The organism is Paenibacillus sp. GbtcB18, from assembly GCF_019091125.1.
Taxonomy (GTDB): domain Bacteria; phylum Bacillota; class Bacilli; order Paenibacillales; family NBRC-103111; genus Paenibacillus_F; species Paenibacillus_F chitinolyticus.
The window spans coordinates 310600-327757 of the sequence record NZ_JAGXJX010000001.1 but is presented as its reverse complement, the minus strand read 5'-3'; the positions used below and the strand labels follow the sequence as shown (position 1 = coordinate 327757).

20 protein-coding genes are annotated in these 17158 nt (G+C 50.8%); 6 read left to right on the top strand and 14 right to left on the bottom strand.

The window, feature by feature from the left end; genetic code table 11:
• Positions 1-146: 146 nt before the first annotated feature.
• The 5 genes from KVT34_RS01675 to leuC form a co-directional block, all read right to left on the bottom strand.
• Positions 147-2834: an S-layer homology domain-containing protein gene (locus KVT34_RS01675; protein WP_217556345.1), complete on the bottom strand. Its 2688-nt coding sequence runs from the start codon at positions 2832-2834 to the stop codon at positions 147-149.
• 38 nt (positions 2835-2872) lie between these two features.
• A complete protein-coding gene (locus KVT34_RS01670) occupies positions 2873-3457 on the bottom strand; it encodes a GerMN domain-containing protein (protein WP_217556343.1) in 585 nt (194 codons plus the stop codon).
• A 21-nt stretch (positions 3458-3478) separates the two neighbouring features.
• Positions 3479-4891, bottom strand: a complete 1413-nt coding sequence (locus KVT34_RS01665; protein WP_254634499.1) for an N-acetylmuramoyl-L-alanine amidase family protein — start codon at positions 4889-4891, stop codon at positions 3479-3481.
• 298 nt (positions 4892-5189) lie between these two features.
• Positions 5190-5798, bottom strand: coding sequence for a 3-isopropylmalate dehydratase small subunit (gene leuD, locus KVT34_RS01660; protein WP_217556342.1), 609 nt, complete (start codon positions 5796-5798; stop codon positions 5190-5192).
• Positions 5799-5833: 35 nt separating this feature from the next.
• Entirely contained in the window at positions 5834-7255 is a 1422-nt protein-coding gene (gene leuC / locus KVT34_RS01655; RefSeq protein ID WP_217556341.1) for a 3-isopropylmalate dehydratase large subunit, read from the bottom strand.
• Between the two features lie 129 nt (positions 7256-7384).
• Here leuC and KVT34_RS01650 point away from each other — a divergent pair, with 129 nt between their 5' ends.
• The 4 genes from KVT34_RS01650 (at position 7385) to KVT34_RS01635 (ending at position 9566) form a co-directional block, all read left to right on the top strand.
• A complete protein-coding gene (locus KVT34_RS01650) occupies positions 7385-8299 on the top strand; it encodes a LysR family transcriptional regulator (RefSeq protein ID WP_217556340.1) in 915 nt (304 codons plus the stop codon).
• Between the two features lie 101 nt (positions 8300-8400).
• Positions 8401-8661: a GlsB/YeaQ/YmgE family stress response membrane protein gene (locus KVT34_RS01645; protein WP_009675502.1), complete on the top strand. Its 261-nt coding sequence runs from the start codon at positions 8401-8403 to the stop codon at positions 8659-8661.
• A gap of 79 nt (positions 8662-8740) precedes the next feature.
• On the top strand, positions 8741-9106 hold the full coding sequence (locus KVT34_RS01640) for a YtxH domain-containing protein (protein WP_217556339.1): 366 nt from the start codon (positions 8741-8743) through the stop codon (positions 9104-9106).
• A gap of 130 nt (positions 9107-9236) precedes the next feature.
• Entirely contained in the window at positions 9237-9566 is a 330-nt protein-coding gene (locus KVT34_RS01635; protein WP_042228351.1) for a DUF5665 domain-containing protein, read from the top strand.
• A gap of 102 nt (positions 9567-9668) precedes the next feature.
• Here KVT34_RS01635 and KVT34_RS01630 read toward each other — a convergent pair whose 3' ends face one another.
• From KVT34_RS01630 to KVT34_RS01605, 6 genes are all read right to left on the bottom strand, one after another.
• Positions 9669-9983 (bottom strand): hypothetical protein, encoded by a 315-nt coding sequence (locus KVT34_RS01630; protein WP_217556338.1) that lies wholly within the window; start codon positions 9981-9983, stop codon positions 9669-9671.
• Between the two features lie 147 nt (positions 9984-10130).
• Entirely contained in the window at positions 10131-11072 is a 942-nt protein-coding gene (locus KVT34_RS01625; RefSeq protein ID WP_217556337.1) for a magnesium transporter CorA family protein, read from the bottom strand.
• Between the two features lie 93 nt (positions 11073-11165).
• On the bottom strand, positions 11166-11945 hold the full coding sequence (locus KVT34_RS01620) for a sigma-70 family RNA polymerase sigma factor (protein ID WP_103995048.1): 780 nt from the start codon (positions 11943-11945) through the stop codon (positions 11166-11168).
• Positions 11942-12391 (bottom strand): anti-sigma B factor RsbW, encoded by a 450-nt coding sequence (gene rsbW / locus KVT34_RS01615; protein ID WP_042228356.1) that lies wholly within the window; start codon positions 12389-12391, stop codon positions 11942-11944. Before rsbW ends, KVT34_RS01620 begins: the two co-directional genes overlap by 4 nt.
• A gap of 20 nt (positions 12392-12411) precedes the next feature.
• Positions 12412-12747: an STAS domain-containing protein gene (locus tag KVT34_RS01610; protein WP_217556336.1), complete on the bottom strand. Its 336-nt coding sequence runs from the start codon at positions 12745-12747 to the stop codon at positions 12412-12414.
• Positions 12748-12893: 146 nt separating this feature from the next.
• Complete coding sequence (locus tag KVT34_RS01605) at positions 12894-13352, bottom strand: DUF948 domain-containing protein (RefSeq protein ID WP_042228358.1); 459 nt, start codon at positions 13350-13352, stop codon at positions 12894-12896.
• A 194-nt stretch (positions 13353-13546) separates the two neighbouring features.
• Between KVT34_RS01605 and KVT34_RS01600 the strand changes: the two genes are divergently transcribed.
• Together KVT34_RS01600 and KVT34_RS01595 are read left to right on the top strand one after the other, a co-directional pair.
• On the top strand, positions 13547-14008 hold the full coding sequence (locus KVT34_RS01600; protein WP_217556335.1) for a Dps family protein: 462 nt from the start codon (positions 13547-13549) through the stop codon (positions 14006-14008).
• 40 nt (positions 14009-14048) lie between these two features.
• On the top strand, positions 14049-14207 hold the full coding sequence (locus KVT34_RS01595) for a hypothetical protein (RefSeq protein WP_164977122.1): 159 nt from the start codon (positions 14049-14051) through the stop codon (positions 14205-14207).
• A gap of 417 nt (positions 14208-14624) precedes the next feature.
• On the opposite strand, the gene KVT34_RS01590 is transcribed toward KVT34_RS01595, so the two are convergent.
• The 3 genes from KVT34_RS01590 to KVT34_RS01580 all read right to left on the bottom strand — a co-directional run bounded on the left by KVT34_RS01590 (position 14625) and on the right by KVT34_RS01580 (position 16912).
• Complete coding sequence (locus KVT34_RS01590) at positions 14625-15260, bottom strand: hypothetical protein (protein WP_217556333.1); 636 nt, start codon at positions 15258-15260, stop codon at positions 14625-14627.
• Between the two features lie 64 nt (positions 15261-15324).
• Entirely contained in the window at positions 15325-15717 is a 393-nt protein-coding gene (locus KVT34_RS01585; RefSeq protein WP_217556331.1) for a YflT domain-containing protein, read from the bottom strand.
• Between the two features lie 13 nt (positions 15718-15730).
• Positions 15731-16912, bottom strand: coding sequence for a glucose-1-phosphate adenylyltransferase (locus KVT34_RS01580; RefSeq protein ID WP_217556330.1), 1182 nt, complete (start codon positions 16910-16912; stop codon positions 15731-15733).
• Positions 16913-17158 lie beyond the last annotated feature (246 nt).

The window sequence follows — 17158 nt, the reverse complement described above, 5'->3', positions numbered from 1 at the left end:
TCTTCTTCAATTCCCCGTTTTCCTTTTACAAGTGTAGCGGAATGTTTGTCAGGTTGCAATGGAAGGATGCAAACAAATGCGAACATTTTTCAAAAAAATTCGGACAAACAAAAAACCGCCCTCGTGAGAGGACGGCCAGGCAATCCTTACTTTTCCATCTCGATGATTTTGTTATCCACGATGTAAACCGTTACTGTCTCCCCTTTGTTGAAAGAGGATGCGGTGAGGGTTTCGGTGCCTTTATGATAGTAGGCGCTGCGGTGGATGTTGTAGCGCTCGGTAGAGCCGCCAGATTCGAACTGGATTTGGTTCACCGAATATTCGTAGCTGCTGAATGTCTTAGACATGGCAGCGGCGAGTTGGACGTTGACTTTTCCGTTCGACTGCTTAATCACTTGGACGCGATCTCCGGCTTTTATCGCATTCAGGCCGATCAGAGTTGTACCGTTCTTAACCACTGCATCCGTGCCGATGGTGTAAAGCTGGATTTTGCCCGTAGGCTCCTGAATGGTCAGCGTGCCGTTGACGGAATCCACATTCGTCACTTTTCCGCGGGACGGGCTTACGATCTCCGCTTTCACGACGCTTCCGCCTTTATAGGTCACATACAGGTAATCGTCCGGCAAAATATCCGTAGCTGTCGCGGACGTACCGTCGCTTTTGACAATTTTGGTGTCTTTCAGTGTAAATGTCATGCCGTTGTTAAGCTCGTCTACGGCCGTAACCTGCTGGGAGCTGTTTACATACTGAACCTTTACAAGCGTGGAACGGTCGACGACTACTTTCGTTACGCCTGTCTGATTGTAATCAATAGACGCCGTTACCAGGTCCCCGATTTTAAGGTCGGCAAGGGTTGCGCCGCTTTTGTTCGGAATTTCTACGGCCGGCGAGTACATTTTGAATGTAAACGACTGTCCGTTGTTCGCACGGATCGACATTTCGTTGGCTACCGTGTTGATTTGCGTGATCGTACCGCTGACATCAAGGGAAAGCTGAATCGCCGTCACCTTGTTCTTCGATACTTTCAGGTCGACTTTCTTGCCCTCCGTGAAGAGAGAAGCGAAGCCCGTATAGTTTTTAAACGACATCGACGTCCCGCCGAACGTAACGATGGTGTTATCCGAGATCGTGTACGCACCCGGTGTCCCGTCCGCATGCTGAACGTTTAGCTGATTGTATTTCGAATCGAAACGGATAAACGTAGCGAACAAAAGATTGGAAATCGAGCGGTTCGTCACGGTAATTTTCACGATCTGGTCGTTCGCGATATCCATCGTCAGCTCGTCATTTTCATACAGGTCATATAGGCTCGGAGAACCTACGCCGTCGATAACAACTTGAACGTTAGGAGCTAATTTGCCCGCGCCGAAGCTGCCGTCCGTTTCCTTGTAGAAGATACCCGTTTTATCGCTACTAAGGCTGGAGAAGGTACCTTTAACCGTTTTGCTGACGCCGGTTCTCGTTTTGATTTTGACCTGCGTGATTTGGCTGTTCTCGATCGTGTAGGAGATGGCGTCTCCCGCTTTGATTGCGGTTTTGTCCACGAGACGGTTATCCGCATCTACGATCGTCGGATTTTTGGCCAATGTGTACGACTCCGATTGTCCGCTCGTCAAGTCCACGACCGCTACGGTGTCTCCGTTCACGCTTTGAACCGTACCTTCGGACGTTTTGTTCACGGGCACTTCACGGACAACGACTTGACCGTATTCCTTGCTTCCCGTGATGGAGTTGCGGCGGATTTCCAGCTTGCTGCCCACGACGAGCGAAGACAGGCTGATTTCCTGACCTTTGGCATCCAGCACCAAAGCTCCGCTGCCGATTTCGTACGCTTCGAAGTTATCCAGCGTAAGCTTGCGGTCCTTCACGTTCAGCAGCGTACCCTTAATCTTCTCGGAGCGGTCCTCGTCTTTGAGAATCTCGGCATAATAAGCCGTTCCGCCCTGTTGAACAAGGGAAACCTGATATGTGTAAGCGAGCTCCGATGGCTGGATCGGATTGTCGTTCTTGTTTCCGTAGAAAACGGATTCCGGCGTCAATTTGTAAGAAGTGGTTTTCCCCTTCTCGTCGAAAATGCTGATCTTATCCGCGCTGACATGATTCACGTAACCGCGAACGACGCGGGTCGACAAGTTCTTGCTGTGACGCTCGGCCCGGCTAAGGAACGTAGCCATCTGTGCGCGGGTGACTTCTCCCTTCGGACGGAAAGTTCCGTCTTCAAAGCCGTCTACGATTCCCAGCACGGTAGCCGCGCTGATGTAAGGCTTAGCCCAGCTAGAAATGCTCTTCAGATCGGTAAACGCCGGTGTATCGTCCGTAAGACCGTTAGCCGTTTCCTGCTGTCCGATCGCCCGGATCGTCAACTTCGCCACCCATTCGCGGGAAGCCGGCTTGCTGCCCCAGTTTTTCGAGCCGTCCTTTTCTTCGTCCACGGAAATCAGCTTCTTCTCAATGGCGGCCGCTACATATTTCTGAGCGTATGTATCCACTTTCAGCGGGAGATTGTAAGACGTATTCTCGCTGATGCTGGATTCTAGTCCCAGTGTGCGGACGGCCATAATAATGACGTCCTGCTGGGAGACGGAAGCTTCGGGACGGTAATTGCCTTTCTCGTCACCCTCAACAATGCCTTCAAGCGCGAGTTTGGTAATATGTCTCAGAGCCCAGTGAGTGTTCACCACGTCCGGAAAACTCTTTTTAAGCTCCGCTGCAAGTGCAGCTTGTGTAGATGTCGAAGTATCAGTTGTCTTGTTATCCGCATAAGCCGGACTTAAAGAAATGCTGGAGGCGATCAAAGCGCCTGCCAGCAACATTGCGGTTTTATTCGTTTTCATGCTTGCCCGTGTTCTCCTCTCGATTGCACGTTCTCTCTTTATTTGCGTTTAATCGGGTAAGGCAGATCCATATGGCCCATCAGGGATTCCACCTGTCCGCCGTCCTTCGTAATGTAGATAGCTTTCACTTCCGGGAACTGGAACACTGTTTTCTTCAGGGCATCCAGGAAAAACTGTTCCCCGCCCGAGCCGAGCTGAGCGGACTCGCCCATTTTCAGGTCCAGCTTGAGCTCGTCCTTCTCGAACTTAACCGACTGGAACGTCACGTCTTTAAAAAGCGGTACGGCTTGGGTATCGTCGCTTTTCTTCAAAGCTTCCAGGGCCGATTTATACTTGTCCCCTTCGGTTTTATAAGAAATTTTGACGTTCTTCTCTACCAGCTTCGTAAGATCCGGATCGCTGTAATAAGCTTTAATCTCAGTTTGTTTAACCTCCGGTGTAGGAGATGGTGACGGCTTTACGGAAATAGTCGGTTCAGGTGAAGGGCTGACGGTTTGCACCGGATCCGGTGTGGAACCTCCGTTATTGCTTGCCAGAGGCTGCTGCTTCTGGCCGCAGCCTGAAGCGACTGCCAATACCAGAGAGCCTACCACGATTCCCTGTACCCATAGTTTTTTCTTCATGCTACACCCACTCCTTGCTTATTACGAAATCTTCAAATACTCTTTGATGGCAGCTACGAAAGAGGCCGCGACTTTGTCCTGGAAAGCGGACGTGTACATTAGGGCTTCCTCCTGCGCGTTGGACAGGAATCCGACTTCGGCAAGTGCTGCCGGCATCTTCGTTTCTCTTACGACGTGCAGGTCGCCTTCTTTAACACCCCGGTCTTTAAACCCGGTTGCTTCGAGCAAATGCTTCTGAACGACGTTCGCGAAGGCTTTGCTGTCCGCACGCTCGTAATAGAAGGTTTCGGTACCGCCGGCTGTCGGAGTCGCCTTGTTCGCGTGGATCGAAAGGAACAGGTCGGCATCCAGGTTATTGGCAAATTCGGAACGGCCTTTCAGTGTGACAAAAGTGTCCGTGGAACGTGTCATATAGGTCTGGATGTTCGGTTCTTTCTCCAGCAGCTTCGCTACTTTATTCGCTACGGCCAGTACAAAATCCTTTTCCTTCTTATTGGTCAGGGAAACCGCGCCTGAATCGGTTCCGCCGTGACCGGCGTCAATAACGACTTTGTATTTGGTTTTACCCGGTTCCGGAGCTTTCAAAACTCCAACGAGCAGGTTGGCCTGTCCCGCTGCGGCGCTGATCGTAAGATCCGCTTTCCCTTTCATGTCAAGCGTAATTCTTACGGTAGCCGGATCGTTGTCGAAATTCGAAAACCTTACCTTCTCCACCATCGGATGCAGGGAAGAGGCTTCTCCGACATTGTTGACGAGTTTGGCGGCGAGCGAAGCGTCAAGTTCCGTACCCGGCAGATCGATGACGATCCGGTCCGGCGAGGTAAGCTTGAATACATTCGCCTGGGGAGACTTCTTGTCCGTTCCGACCAGAAGCTGATCCTTGGTCAGTTCGATCGTTTTCACAAGCACCTTATCCGATACCTGGCCGGGATTCGGCGTTGGCGTCGGTGTCGGAGTCGGCGTTGTGGGCGGTGTTCCCGCACCGGAGCCTTGTCCGCTCTTCGGGAAGATTTGTACTGTGCTGGTTGCTTGTACCCATTTGAAATCGTAGCCGATTTTCTGTCCGACGAACCTAACGGGAACGAGCACATTGCCCTTCACGTTCATCGGGGCGACCTCAAGTTGTTCAGCCCTGCTTCCGTTGACGACCGGATTGCGGTCCCCGACCGTAAGCTGGATCTTCATGCTGTCACGAACAATAGTCGCGGTCTGCTTCGACTGATCCCAGGTCACCTTGGCGCCGAGTTTCTCGAAAATTTGCCGAATCGGAACCAACACATTACCATCCACGTTGAGCGGGTCCACTTCGGTTGTCAGCGTCTTACCGTCCAGCACGATTTTAGCGGTTGGGGGGGACGTTGCACCGAAAGCCAATGAGGGCAGGAGCAGAGCGATCATGAGCAGCGTGGCGACAGTGGACCAAAGTTTCATCATACACCTCTTACACTTATTTTTCAGCGTTCGTCTCTTCTCGCCGAGTTGCCCGCCTCTTCTCTATTCTACCAAATTATGCTACGGTCGGACAACGAGAGCATAGATTCGACGGCGCCGAACATAGAGTTAGACGCAGGTTTAATGCCAAAAGTTGCACTATTTCGCCTAATAACCTTGTATATCGGCTTTTTTGGGGCTGTTTGATAGATTTAAAGAGATATATTGGAAAAGAAGGAAACGGCGAAAAACCGTTCCCTGTGGAAGGGAACGGCTATTGGTAAAAAGGCGGACACGCCGTTTACAGATTCAGTGCAAGGCGTTCTTGATGCTGTGCTTCGTAAGCGGAAATTTTATCCGCGTGCTGCAGCGTCAGCCCGATATCGTCAAGCCCTTGAAGAAGGAATTGGCGGCGGTGCTCGTCAAGATCGAAATCAATTTTCAGACCGTACTCGTCGGTCAGCGTCTTGTTTTCCAAATCGACATTGAGCTTGTAGCCCTCGTGCTTCGCCGTGCGTTGGAACAATTCTTCCACCTGTTCTTCGCTCAGCTTGATCGGCAGGATGCCGTTTTTGAAACAGTTGTTGTAGAAAATATCCGCGTAAGAAGGCGCGATGACGACTTTGAAGCCGTAATCGAGAATCGCCCACGGCGCGTGTTCACGGGAAGATCCGCAGCCGAAGTTAGCGCGTGAAATGAGCACGGATGCTCCCTGATAACGCGGTTTATTCAGGTCAAACGTGGGGATCACCTGACCGTCCTCGGTAAATCTCCACTCGAAGAACAGAAATTGTCCGAAGCCGGTGCGCTCGATACGTTTCAAAAATTGTTTTGGGATGATAGCGTCTGTATCTACGTTGACACGGTCAACCGGTCCGACGAGTCCGGTGTGTTGTTTGAATGCTTCCATGATTGTTTTCCTCGCTTCCTGTTATCTCGTTCTGGTTACGCTTCCTGCGGCACTCTGTACGTCCAGCCGCGCACGTCCGTGAAGCGGCCTTCGATCGCCGCAGCCGCGGCCATCTCCGGAGAAACAAGGTGCGTTCTGCCTCCGCGGCCCTGACGGCCTTCGAAGTTGCGGTTCGATGTGGACGCGCAGCGCTCGCCCGGGCTGAGAACGTCCGGATTCATGGCGAGGCACATGCTGCAGCCCGCATCGCGCCATTCGAAACCCGCTTCGATAAAGATTTTATCGAGGCCTTCTTTCTCGGCCTGCAGCTTAACGCGGCCCGAACCGGGAACGACAATGGCGTTGACGTTCGCATTGACTTTGTAGCCGTTCGCCACGGCCGCCGCACGACGCAGATCCTCGATGCGGCCGTTCGTGCAGGAACCGATGAATACGCGGTCGACGGCAAGCTCCGTCATCGGTGTTCCGGGCTCAAGGCCCATATATTCAAGCGCCTTCTCGGCCGCTTTACGCTCGTTCTCCGTCGCCATTTCCTGCGGGTTAGGCACGCTGTTCGTTACGCCCGTGCCCATGCCCGGGCTCGTGCCCCAGGTAACCTGCGGCACGAGGGACGCGGCGTCGAAGTCAACGACGAGGTCGTAGGATGCACCTTCATCCGTAGTCAGAAGCTTCCAGGCTTCGACGGCCTGGTCGAAAGCCGCGTCCTGCGGCACATACTGGCGGCCGCGCAGGTATTCGAACGTCGTCTCGTCAGGCGCGATCAGTCCCGCTCTCGCACCGGCCTCGATCGACATGTTGCAGACGGTCATGCGCTCTTCCATGGACAATCCGCGGATCGCTTCGCCTGTGTATTCAATGACGTAGCCTGTCGCAAAGTCTGTTCCGTACTGGGCGATGATGCCCAGAATAAGATCCTTTGCGGTCACGCCTACGGGCAGGGCGCCGTTTACGCGAACTTCCAGCGTCTTCGGCTTCGCCTGCTGCAGCGTCTGGGTAGCCAGCACGTGCTCGACTTCGCTTGTGCCGATCCCGAACGCCAGGGCCCCGAAAGCACCGTGCGTGGACGTATGGCTGTCACCGCAAACGATCGTCTTGCCCGGATGAGTCAAACCGAGTTCAGGCCCCATAACGTGGACAACGCCTTGATCCACATGGTTCAGGTCGAACAGGGTAACGCCGAAATCGCGGCAGTTCTGCGAAAGCGTGTCAATCTGTTGTTTGGAAATCGGATCCTTGATGTTAAAACGGTCTTTCGTAGGCACGTTGTGGTCCATCGTGGCGAAAGTCAGCTCCGGACGGCGCACCTGGCGCCCGCTCAGACGGAGTCCTTCGAATGCCTGCGGAGAAGTTACCTCATGCACAAGATGAAGATCGATGTACAAGATGCTCGGTTTTCCTTCTTCTTGGTAAATCACGTGGTTATTCCAAATTTTTTCGAATAATGTTTTTTTGCTCATGTCGCTCACCCCAGCTAAAGATTCCGTTAATTAATTGATAATCTTATGCTATCATTTCTTTCTTCATTGTTCCAAGATATAATAACTATAACCTTCATAGGTAAAACCAATAATCAGAGGTGTCTTCATATGGAACTTCGCCAGCTGCAATACGCCGTACAAATCGCACTGGAGCGCAACTTCTCGCGGGCGGCCGAAAAGCTTCATATCGCCCAGCCTTCGCTCAGCCAGCAGTTGTCCAAGCTCGAACGCGAAATAGGCGTTCTGCTTTTCCAGCGCAGCACCAACTCGGTAGAGCTGACTCACGCCGGTTCTATTTTTGTAGATAAAGCCCAGGCCATTCTTGATTCGCTCGAGCAGTTGAAGCAGGAGATGGAAGATATCTCTCAGATGAAAAAGGGCAAGCTCGTTGTCGGAAGCATGCCGATCACCGGCTCTACGATCATGCCTTATGTGCTGCCCGTCTTCCAGGCCGCCTACCCGGATATCGAGGTCGTTCTCGTCGAGGAGACTTCCGCCAATCTGGAGAAATTGACGACCAGCGGTCAAACGGACATTTCCCTGCTCTCCCTCCCCTTGCAGGAAGATTCACTCGTGTACTCCCACCTGCTGGAAGAAGAAATCGTCATCGCCTTTCCGCCAAGCCATCCTCTTGCCAAGCGTCACATGGAAAACGGGGAGCCTGTCACGATCTCCGAACTGGAAAGCGAAGCGTTCATCGCACTTAAGAAAGGCCAAGGGTTCCGTAAAATCAACGTCGCCCTGTGTCAGGAAGCCGGCTTCACTCCGAATATCGTCTTCGAGAGTTCCAACATGGAGACGGTCCAGTCTCTTGTCGCCGCCGGAATGGGCATCGCCTTCGTTCCTTATCTGATCGCCAAAAGAACGCGCAGCGAGCTGTCCCCTATTCACCTTCCACTCCGGAATCATCCGTCCCGGACGCTGGTGATCGCCCACAGGCGGGGTCGTTACCTTTCGAAGGCGGCGGACGCCTTTATCGAGACGATTCAGGCGGTCATGAAAGAGCAGGGCAGCTTCGAATAAGCGGATATAAGGAATTCGTGCAAACTCCATTTGTTTCATCTCGCTTCCTGCCGGGTAGAAAAAAGTACGGCAGAATCAACAAGATAAAGGGGAGTGGAACCATGATAGGCTTCATTATTACCATTATAATGGCCGTAGTCATCGGGATTATCGGCGACGCGATCGTCAGAAGCAATATGCCGGGAGGCATACTGGGTTCCATGCTGGCCGGTTTTGTCGGAGCGTGGCTCGGTTCATTGCTTCTCGGCAGTTGGGGTCCCGAAATCGGCGGCTTCTCTGTCATTCCGGCTATTATCGGGGCAGCGTTATTCGTTTTCCTGATCGGTCTTGCCAGCCGCGCTTTTCACCGCACCAATGCTTAACACGCGGAAACACTTCACATTTCTATAAATGTATTTTGTGTTTTAAAAAAATGAACTTCAGGTAAAGGAGATGGATCACATGTCTAACGAATCCAAAGGTAATGGCGTATTGCTTGGTACTCTGGTAGGTGCAGGTGTAGGCGCGATCACCGCCCTTCTTCTTGCCCCTAAAACAGGCCGTGAAATGAGGGAAGATCTCTCGGCCAAATATTCCGAATGGATGGCGAAAGGTCAAGAACTCGCATCCGACGCCAAAACGAAAGTTGCGGATGTTGCCAGCCGCGTGAACGAACAGACCAGCAATCTGGTTGACCGTTCGAAGGATTTGGTAAGCAGCGCAGCGAATTCCACCAACCGAGCTCTCGATAATGTGAAAGAAATGAAAGAAGAGCGTGCGGACCAGATGCTAAACAGCATGGACTCGTCCAATAAACCGATGAACTGAACCGCTTCGGGAACATCCCATTGAAATTGTTCCGAGCATCGGCAGCCAGCTTCTCTGCGGAGAGCTGGCTGTTTTGGCGAAAGCCGCCACCCAGGAGCCGTTCAAACTGACCGAAAGAGGTGCATTCCGTATGAGACATTCTTCTCCCACCCGTGAGCGCCGAGTCCCTGGAGAGGTACCGATTCCTTCTCAGGAACCGAGCCGGAAGGAATTGGCGCTGGAACGCCTTGCTACCATCCTGGAACGCTCCGAGTATAAAGACGTGCTCGAAAATTATCTCAATCCGCGCAAACGGATTATAACGAATTTTACGGCCGGCCTGGCCAGAGGCTTGGGCCTGACGATCGGTACGACGGTTGTAGTCGCTCTGCTCGGCTGGATCGTTTCCCAGTTCCTGTCCATGCCGATCATCGGAGAATTTATCGCGAAACTCGTTTCCTACGTGGATATGTATAAATAAAACGAAGACTGCTCGGCGGGCCAAGGGCTCGGGCAGTCTTTTTTCTTCTGCAAAAAACAGCCCGGAAGCAGATCCCTCTGCCCCGGACTGTCGTTATTTTCATTACGCAAAGAGTGCATTCACTTGTTCCCTCTGCATCTCTTCGTTCAGAATTTTGCTGACCGGAATCGGATGTTTATCCGGCTTTACCAGGAAAGTCTCCTGCAGGTAAAACCCGTTTTCTTTCGCCTTGGCGTAGGTTTCACAAAAATGATCGGCTGCACGGACCGCACGGTAGAATTCTGAATACGTTTCCAAAACATTCCCATTGCCAAGCGGGTTCGTACTAGCACGTATACAAAGCTGATAAGTTGCTCCGTCAACTTCACGAACCAGAATCTCGCTGCCTTCACAGTCGATCGTATATTTGACTGTCATAAGACTCACCGCCTCCATTATAGTGGGAATTCATTTTAATTGGGTATGGATAGTATTTACCCATGTTTCTTCCTGCTTGAAACCGTTTCTTCTGACAGCCGGCCGTTATCCGAAAAGCCGGACCGGCCCCTTACGGAGCCCATCCGTTTATTTCAGATTGGAATGTTTGTTTTTTCCCTTGATAATATCGCCTGTCCAGCCTTTCCAATGAAGCCAGCCGAGGACTACAATTGGGAGAGCGACGATGAGACCCAAGGCCAGATAATAGCCCGCCGTCCACTTCAGCTCCGGCATATTCTCGAAGTTCATGCCCCATATTCCCGCCAGCATCGTAGGCGGCGCAAATACGGCCGTAAAGACCGTCAATGTCTTCGTGATCTCATTCCCCCGGTAGTTCGCAATACTCGTATCCAGGGCCAGCAGAGCCTCTACCTCTTCCGTGTAGAGCTTCAACCGCGTCATTATCCGCTCGATTTTGATGCACATTCTGCGGTGTTCCAATCCTTCTTCCATATTCTCGACAAACAACTCTTTGGTCGTCATCATCGTGTCTTTGAGCGGACGCACCCATTTAGTTAGGTCCAGCAGCTCGTGACGGCGGTCAAGGATGCGGTCCAGCAGCTTGGAGTTGTTTCTTTTTCTCATATGCTCCCCGACCTGGCGCATCCTTTTCTCATAATCCGTCAGAACATGCAGCAGCCGCTCCGCGATATAGCCAAGGATAACGAAAAGACCTTCCAGCGCATTCTTGGCATTCAAGGCCTGTTCGCGGATCAAGTCCGGATCGAAGGGAGACAACAGCTCTTCTTTGAAATTGATCGTAACGAGATGATGCTCGTTGACTAGAAAATGAAAGATCGGAGTGCCTTCCCGGCATTTGGAATCAAAATCGTAATAAAAAGCTCCCTCCAGCAGCTCGCTTCCTTTATTCCGGTATAAACGGGCCTCGAACGGTTCCGCTGCGGCCTGTTTCACGAGCGGTTTCAGCTCTTCGGGCAGCGCTTCGACCGCTACATTCAGATCTCCTTCCTTATCATGCAGGTCGTGCCAAACCCAATTCGATGAAGATTCCAGCTCTTTATCTTCCATGTACACCCTTCCTTTACCAGAATGCTGTCATTAAAAAAGAACACGCTATAGCAACGTGTTCTTTTCTGCAGGTTCTATTGCTGCATGAACGGGTCAAGCTCCTTCACCGGGCTTGTTCTTCTCGAAATATTTGCGCAGCTTATCCAGCGCCCTTCGCTGAATACGGGATACGCTCATTTGAGAAACGCCAAGATCCTGGGCGATGGTTCTTTGCGAATATCCATCCACGTAAGCCAGCATCAGGACTTTCTGCTCCTCAGGCTTGAGGTGGCTCAGCGCCTCCTGCAAATCGAGTTTATTGTCGACATTGAGATACTCATCCACTTGAGTACCCAATACATCGCCAATCGTCGACCCGTTCTCTTCCGTTGAAAGCGGCATATCCAAGGACACATAATGATAGCATTCACGTCCGGCCAAAATTTCAATCGTTTCCTCGACAGTCAGACTCAGCTCTTCCGCAATCTCGTTGACATTGGGGGAGCGTTCCAGCCGCATCGTCAGATGATCGATCGCCTGCTGGATCTGGAATCCTTTTTCTTTAATCCGTCTCGGAACCTGAATATACCAGGATTTGTCACGAAGATAATTCTTCATGTGGCCGATAATGCTCTTCATCATGTAAGCATCAAACTGCACACCGTGAGAAGGGTCGAACTGTTTAAACAGCTTCAACAGGGAGATTTGCCCGATTTGAATCAGATCTTCATACAGATCCGGACGGTTGCGGGACATCTTCGCCGCGGCCATTTTCACAGTAGACTCGTATTGAATAAGCAAAGAGGTAGCGATATCATTGCATTCGGTTTCCTGATACTGTCGAATCAGATCATGGATATGCTCCATCTCTTTCCTCTCGGATTGTAATTTCATACCATTTCCTCACTTTTGCTGACCAGCTTCGTTAAGATGACTACAGTCCCATGATCCCCTTTCACCTCTACATGGTCCATCAGGGCTTGCATGAGATATAATCCGAGGCCGCCGCTGCTCACTTCATCGAGTGATTTGTTGTGCAAAGAGTCGGCGGAACCCACTTTCGTGACATGATCAAAGCTTAGACCCTGATCCTGCACGATAATTTTGATGCCGCCTTCCACTTCTTCGAAATGAACTTCCATTTTGCCGCCCTGGCCCGGCTCGTAAGCGTGAACCACAACGTTGTTGCAAGCCTCCGAAACGGCGACTTTCATATCTTCGATATCTTCATAAGAGAACCCCATCTTGGAGCTGATTCCATAGAGCGTCAAACGGACAAGATCGATGTATTCAGCTTCAGCGGGCAGCGTTAAACTCACAGTACGATTTTTGGATTCCATAGACCCTTTTCTTTCCTTTCTTAATTCACAGTATTCGCTACAGCCGACAAAAACGGTGTCAACCCCGTAAGGTCAAACAACTTCTGGACCTTGGGAGGGACATTCTCAACCGCAAAAGGCGCTTTTAAAGCGTGACGGGTTTTGATAATCGTAAGGATAACTCCGATACCCGTGCTGTCGATATAGGTCAGTTCCTTAAGATTGAGAATAAGTTTGCGTCCCACATCTTGCACAAACGGGTCCACGTTTGTATTAAATTCGGAAGCCTTGGAAAGATCCAGCTCCCCAATCAAAGAAATGATGTTATCATCATCTGTAATTTGTTTTTCCATCCGGAATTTGTTTTCTTGCACCATTTATTTGTCCTCCTTAGTCAATGACCCACCAATTATAATACCTGCGCATACTACTTACTTTACCCGCCCTAATTCCAAGTGAAACAACTTTTTTATCTTTCTTGTTTTTGTCAGCCCGCTTCGGGCTGTTTTTGTAAGAAGCCGTCTTACTTGACGGCTACGCTTTTGCTGTTCGTCGTGCGGCTCTGCTTCAATCTCTTCCACATATCGACCGCTACCGGAACCAGAGGCGCGATTCGGTTCACGATGCTTTTCGGAGAGTTCAGCTCTTTCTCCACTTTGTTTCTCATTGTATTCGTTACGGTAGCCGAGGTCTGGCGCACGGAAGTCGTAATCTCGCTTACCACATCCCCGACATTTTTAATGGTGTAAAAGGTTTTATCGAGCGCATGCAGCTTGTTGCGCACGTCCAGGCTAACCTCATTGGTATGACGAAGCAGTTCGTTTGCTTCCTGGCTTACTACCGTCACCTGCTGCTGAACTTGCTGAATGGTCTGGTTCGTCTGGGCAACAAGATCGGTCACCGACCGGAGTGTCTTCACCAGAAAAACGACGAGCACCACAAAGGCAACCGCAATAACCGCTAAGCTAATTTGCCATATCATAAGCTATCCCCTCCCTTATACGTGAACCTTGCTCATGAAACCCGCCGGATCGACCGACTCATCTCAATTTTACCACCTGCCGGGCACTTTGAAACACGGGATTTCCCTTTATAATTTGCCTTGTTTCGCCGGGTAAGACTGCGGGTAATGAGCTTGTAGACACGACTATTCAGAGTACAAGGGAGGAAATAAGCATGGCTAAAACATCTACAGCTAAAGAAAAACAAACCGTAACTTTACTGAATAAACAAGTGGCGAACTGGGGTGTCATGTACGTCAAGCTGCATCAGTTCCATTGGTACCTCAAGGGCCCTTCGTTCTTCGTTCTTCATGTAAAATTCGAAGAGCTCTATAAAGAAGCCGATCTTTACCTCGACACGATTGCCGAGCGTATTCTGGGACTTAAGGGAAGCCCGCTTTCCACAACGAAAGAATTCCAAACGAATTCTTCTATCAAAGAAGTTTCTCCGGAGCGCAATGCCGGCCAAATGGTAGAAGAGCTTATTCAAGACTTCCGCACCATTACGAAAGAATCCAAGGAAGCGATCGAAACCGCCGAAAACGAAGGCGATCCCGGTACGGCCGATATGCTGACTGAAATCTGCACCAACCTTGAAAAACACATCTGGATGCTGGAGTCTTACATAAACGATTAAGACTACCGCAAATGATCCGGTGAAGGAAGGAGGGGTACCCATGGATCAAGACAAAAATGTCGACATCGAGCAGAGACACATTGAGAAAAGATCGGATTCGAGCGCCGTCGCTTCTACTTTTATCAAATATGCGGCCTATCTCATCATCTTCTTTGGTTTCCTTTACTTCCTCATTAAATATGTATTCCCTAAATTTTAATAGATCTCCTTTAATCAGCCTTCTTGCAAGGCTGATTTTTTGTTTTACTAGCACCCATGCTCTATGTTCAACACGTGCGTGTATAGGCGCTTTAGAAGTTCGCAAAATAGAGAAAACCTATCGGCTGCATCTTATATGATTCTAGTCCTTCCGACATGCCAAGTCGGCTGCCTGGTTATCGGGTTGTCGGGTCTGATCAATCGAATCGGCCATAAATGCTAGGAACTAGGCCCTTTCGGGTCTGCGTTGATCTGGTCATGGCTTCCGGCTGCTCCACGTTACCCTACACAACGGTGTCTGTCCCCTCCCTTTAGCCCGTCTCAGTCTCGGCTTCTGATCTTATCCGAAACAAAACAACAACAAAAAACCCGCTTTAAGCGGGTTTTACCTTCTTACTAGGATTCAAGCAATTCGTTCTTATTCCGTAACACTGGAGAAGAAATGAACCGATTTTAACTGGCCGCTGTCAGGGTCTACAAACAATTTCAGCGCTTGACTGTCCTGCGTATAGACCAGGCCGTCCTCGGCTACCCAGTAAGGCTCTCCCAGCGTCTTTTCGAGCGCCTGCAAATTATTCGCCACCGGCTTGCCGTCGATATTGATCTGTTTGTGATCCGGGGTAACTTCTACATATTCAACCCCATATTCACCCACGGCGACGCGGCAATCCGGATACTCAAGAATTTTCGTGTCACCGAAAAATTCATCCTTCCGGATAGAATCCGGCTCCCCCTTCCGCTTCACAATCGCATTCACATCGTCGGACAGAGAGATGCCGTTTACGCGTTCCAGTTTAACGGAGCCGGACGTCCCTGCAGGCGTTACTTCGGCCGTAGCTACCGCCGGCATTGCCGACACCGTACCGTTAGCATTAGCCGTCTTGTATCCCGCTATCTCCGGAATGGCACCTCCAGCGCCAAGAACCAAAGGAGGCGCCGCCTTAGAAATGAGTCCGTCATCCGCACCTGCGGACGCAGGCTCCTCAAGTCCATGAGCGCCGCTGAAAAGCAGCGCACCGCCAAGCAGCGCCATCGTCAGTGATTTCTTGTTCATCTGGAGTCCCTCCTAAGACGTATTGGGGTCATGAGCGGCTAAGGGATGATTACAGAGTTTGAAATTATTGGCCCGCAGCGGAAGCTTCAAACGCTTGATCCGCATAGCTGGCATCATAGGCATAAACAAACTGGCTGGGAACCGCCACGACTACAATGCGCCCCCGCGAAATTTCTTCTTCGTAATAAGCGATCGCGCTTCCCGCCAGCCCCAGCGAGATGAGCTTAGAGCGCATCGCCATGCCGCTGCCGCGGAAAATAGTCGCCATCGTATAGGCCATTTGCTCTGCGGAGAAGCCGATACGGCTTGTATAACGCGGCCTCAGCATCTTCTCCGTGTCTACCGCTTCATCGGACAGCACATGAATGCAGTGCGGTTCACACCCGGCGGTTTGAAGCTGACGAATGACATCGCGGATTTCCTTCTCGCTGTCGACGACAATAATGGAATGATTCATGTGAATATCCCCCTTAACCGATACGCTGCTCGAGACGAGGCAGGTAAATTTTCGGAGCTTTGTCGTTGATCTTGTATAGCACCTCATGATCTCCGACCACACTAATCGTCTGGGCATCCGTCTTGCCTACCGTAACACCGTCGCACAATACGCTTCCCTCGCCGATAATGGCTTTATGGAGCTTTACGTTGTTCCCTATCCGGACATTCGGCATAATCACGCAGTCCGTCAGAACGCTGCCTTTGCCTATGTAAACCCCATGAGAGATTACCGAGTTCTGAACTTGACCGTACACGGCGCAGTTTTCGCTGATCAGGGAACGGTCGACTTTAGCCGTACGGTCGACGTGAGGCTTTACACTGGCAATCGGGGCCGTATACATCGGCCATTCCAGTTCGCTCATAAGCGGAGAACCGTTCAGCAGGTCCATTTGTGCCTGCCATAGGCTGTCGATCGTGCCGACATCCTTCCAATAGCCCTCATAAGAGAAGGAATGAACGCGAACCCCTTCTTCGACCATCATCGGAATGACATCCTTACCGAAATCGTGGGAAGAATCTGCCGACAAATCGTCACGCTCCAGCACTTTCTTCAGGAAATCCCAGTTGAATACGTAAATTCCCATCGAAGCCAGATTGCTCTTCGGCTGTGCCGGTTTCTCTTCAAACTCGACAATACGTCCTTCCTCGTCCGTGTTCATAATTCCGAAGCGGCTCGCTTCGTCCCAGCCTACCGGCTTAACCGCGATCGTCGCGACCGAACCGAGCTTTTGATGCTGTTCGATCATTTTACTGTAATCCATTTGGTAAATGTGGTCGCCCGAAAGCACCAATACATATTCCGGATCGTGCTTTTCGATAAAATGGCGGTTCTGATAGACCGCGTTTGCCGTTCCCGTAAATTCGTTGCCGATTACATGCTCCTGGTTCGAGCAAAGCACTTCGACGCACCCTTTGTCCGTTTTACTGAGCCAAGCTTCACCCGTTCCGATGTGCTGATGAAGGGATTCCGGTTTGTATTGGGTGACAACACCGATCGTGTCCACGCCGGAGTTGCGGCAGTTGCTGAGCGCGTAATCGATCATTCGGTAGCGGCCCGCGAAATGAACCGCCGGTTTCGCCGTGTTTTGGGTAAGGGCACCGAGTCGGCGGCCTTCACCTCCTGCTAGTAGTAAAGCTACACTCTGTTTTCTCATCTCTGTCACCTGATCCTTTCGTAGTTGTCGATTTTATTTTTCTATAAGAAAGAGTTCTCGTTTATTTAATCCCAAGTAAAACTTGTCTAACTTTAAATACCCCGTGCGGAGAATTCATAATCAACTTAATTTGATTTGTTCGCTTTTATTTGTACAATCTGTAAAACTATTGCTGTTAAGGGGTCAGCCCGTTATGTGCCGCTTCTTTCTTATTCCCACCCGCCTCTATATCTCGATAGTACCTGT

Coding starts and splice junctions, on each gene's coding strand:
- KVT34_RS01675 (WP_217556345.1), bottom strand. CDS start 2,834: ATGAAAACGAATAAAACCGCAATGTTGCTGGCAGGCGCTTTGATCGCC.
- KVT34_RS01670 (WP_217556343.1), bottom strand. CDS start 3,457: ATGAAGAAAAAACTATGGGTACAGGGAATCGTGGTAGGCTCTCTGGTA.
- KVT34_RS01665 (WP_254634499.1), bottom strand. CDS start 4,891: ATGATGAAACTTTGGTCCACTGTCGCCACGCTGCTCATGATCGCTCTG.
- leuD (WP_217556342.1), bottom strand. CDS start 5,798: ATGGAAGCATTCAAACAACACACCGGACTCGTCGGACCGGTTGACCGT.
- leuC (WP_217556341.1), bottom strand. CDS start 7,255: ATGAGCAAAAAAACATTATTCGAAAAAATTTGGAATAACCACGTGATT.
- KVT34_RS01650 (WP_217556340.1), top strand. CDS start 7,385: ATGGAACTTCGCCAGCTGCAATACGCCGTACAAATCGCACTGGAGCGC.
- KVT34_RS01645 (WP_009675502.1), top strand. CDS start 8,401: ATGATAGGCTTCATTATTACCATTATAATGGCCGTAGTCATCGGGATT.
- KVT34_RS01640 (WP_217556339.1), top strand. CDS start 8,741: ATGTCTAACGAATCCAAAGGTAATGGCGTATTGCTTGGTACTCTGGTA.
- KVT34_RS01635 (WP_042228351.1), top strand. CDS start 9,237: ATGAGACATTCTTCTCCCACCCGTGAGCGCCGAGTCCCTGGAGAGGTA.
- KVT34_RS01630 (WP_217556338.1), bottom strand. CDS start 9,983: ATGACAGTCAAATATACGATCGACTGTGAAGGCAGCGAGATTCTGGTT.
- KVT34_RS01625 (WP_217556337.1), bottom strand. CDS start 11,072: ATGGAAGATAAAGAGCTGGAATCTTCATCGAATTGGGTTTGGCACGAC.
- KVT34_RS01620 (WP_103995048.1), bottom strand. CDS start 11,945: ATGAAATTACAATCCGAGAGGAAAGAGATGGAGCATATCCATGATCTG.
- rsbW (WP_042228356.1), bottom strand. CDS start 12,391: ATGGAATCCAAAAATCGTACTGTGAGTTTAACGCTGCCCGCTGAAGCT.
- KVT34_RS01610 (WP_217556336.1), bottom strand. CDS start 12,747: ATGGTGCAAGAAAACAAATTCCGGATGGAAAAACAAATTACAGATGAT.
- KVT34_RS01605 (WP_042228358.1), bottom strand. CDS start 13,352: ATGATATGGCAAATTAGCTTAGCGGTTATTGCGGTTGCCTTTGTGGTG.
- KVT34_RS01600 (WP_217556335.1), top strand. CDS start 13,547: ATGGCTAAAACATCTACAGCTAAAGAAAAACAAACCGTAACTTTACTG.
- KVT34_RS01595 (WP_164977122.1), top strand. CDS start 14,049: ATGGATCAAGACAAAAATGTCGACATCGAGCAGAGACACATTGAGAAA.
- KVT34_RS01590 (WP_217556333.1), bottom strand. CDS start 15,260: ATGAACAAGAAATCACTGACGATGGCGCTGCTTGGCGGTGCGCTGCTT.
- KVT34_RS01585 (WP_217556331.1), bottom strand. CDS start 15,717: ATGAATCATTCCATTATTGTCGTCGACAGCGAGAAGGAAATCCGCGAT.
- KVT34_RS01580 (WP_217556330.1), bottom strand. CDS start 16,912: ATGAGAAAACAGAGTGTAGCTTTACTACTAGCAGGAGGTGAAGGCCGC.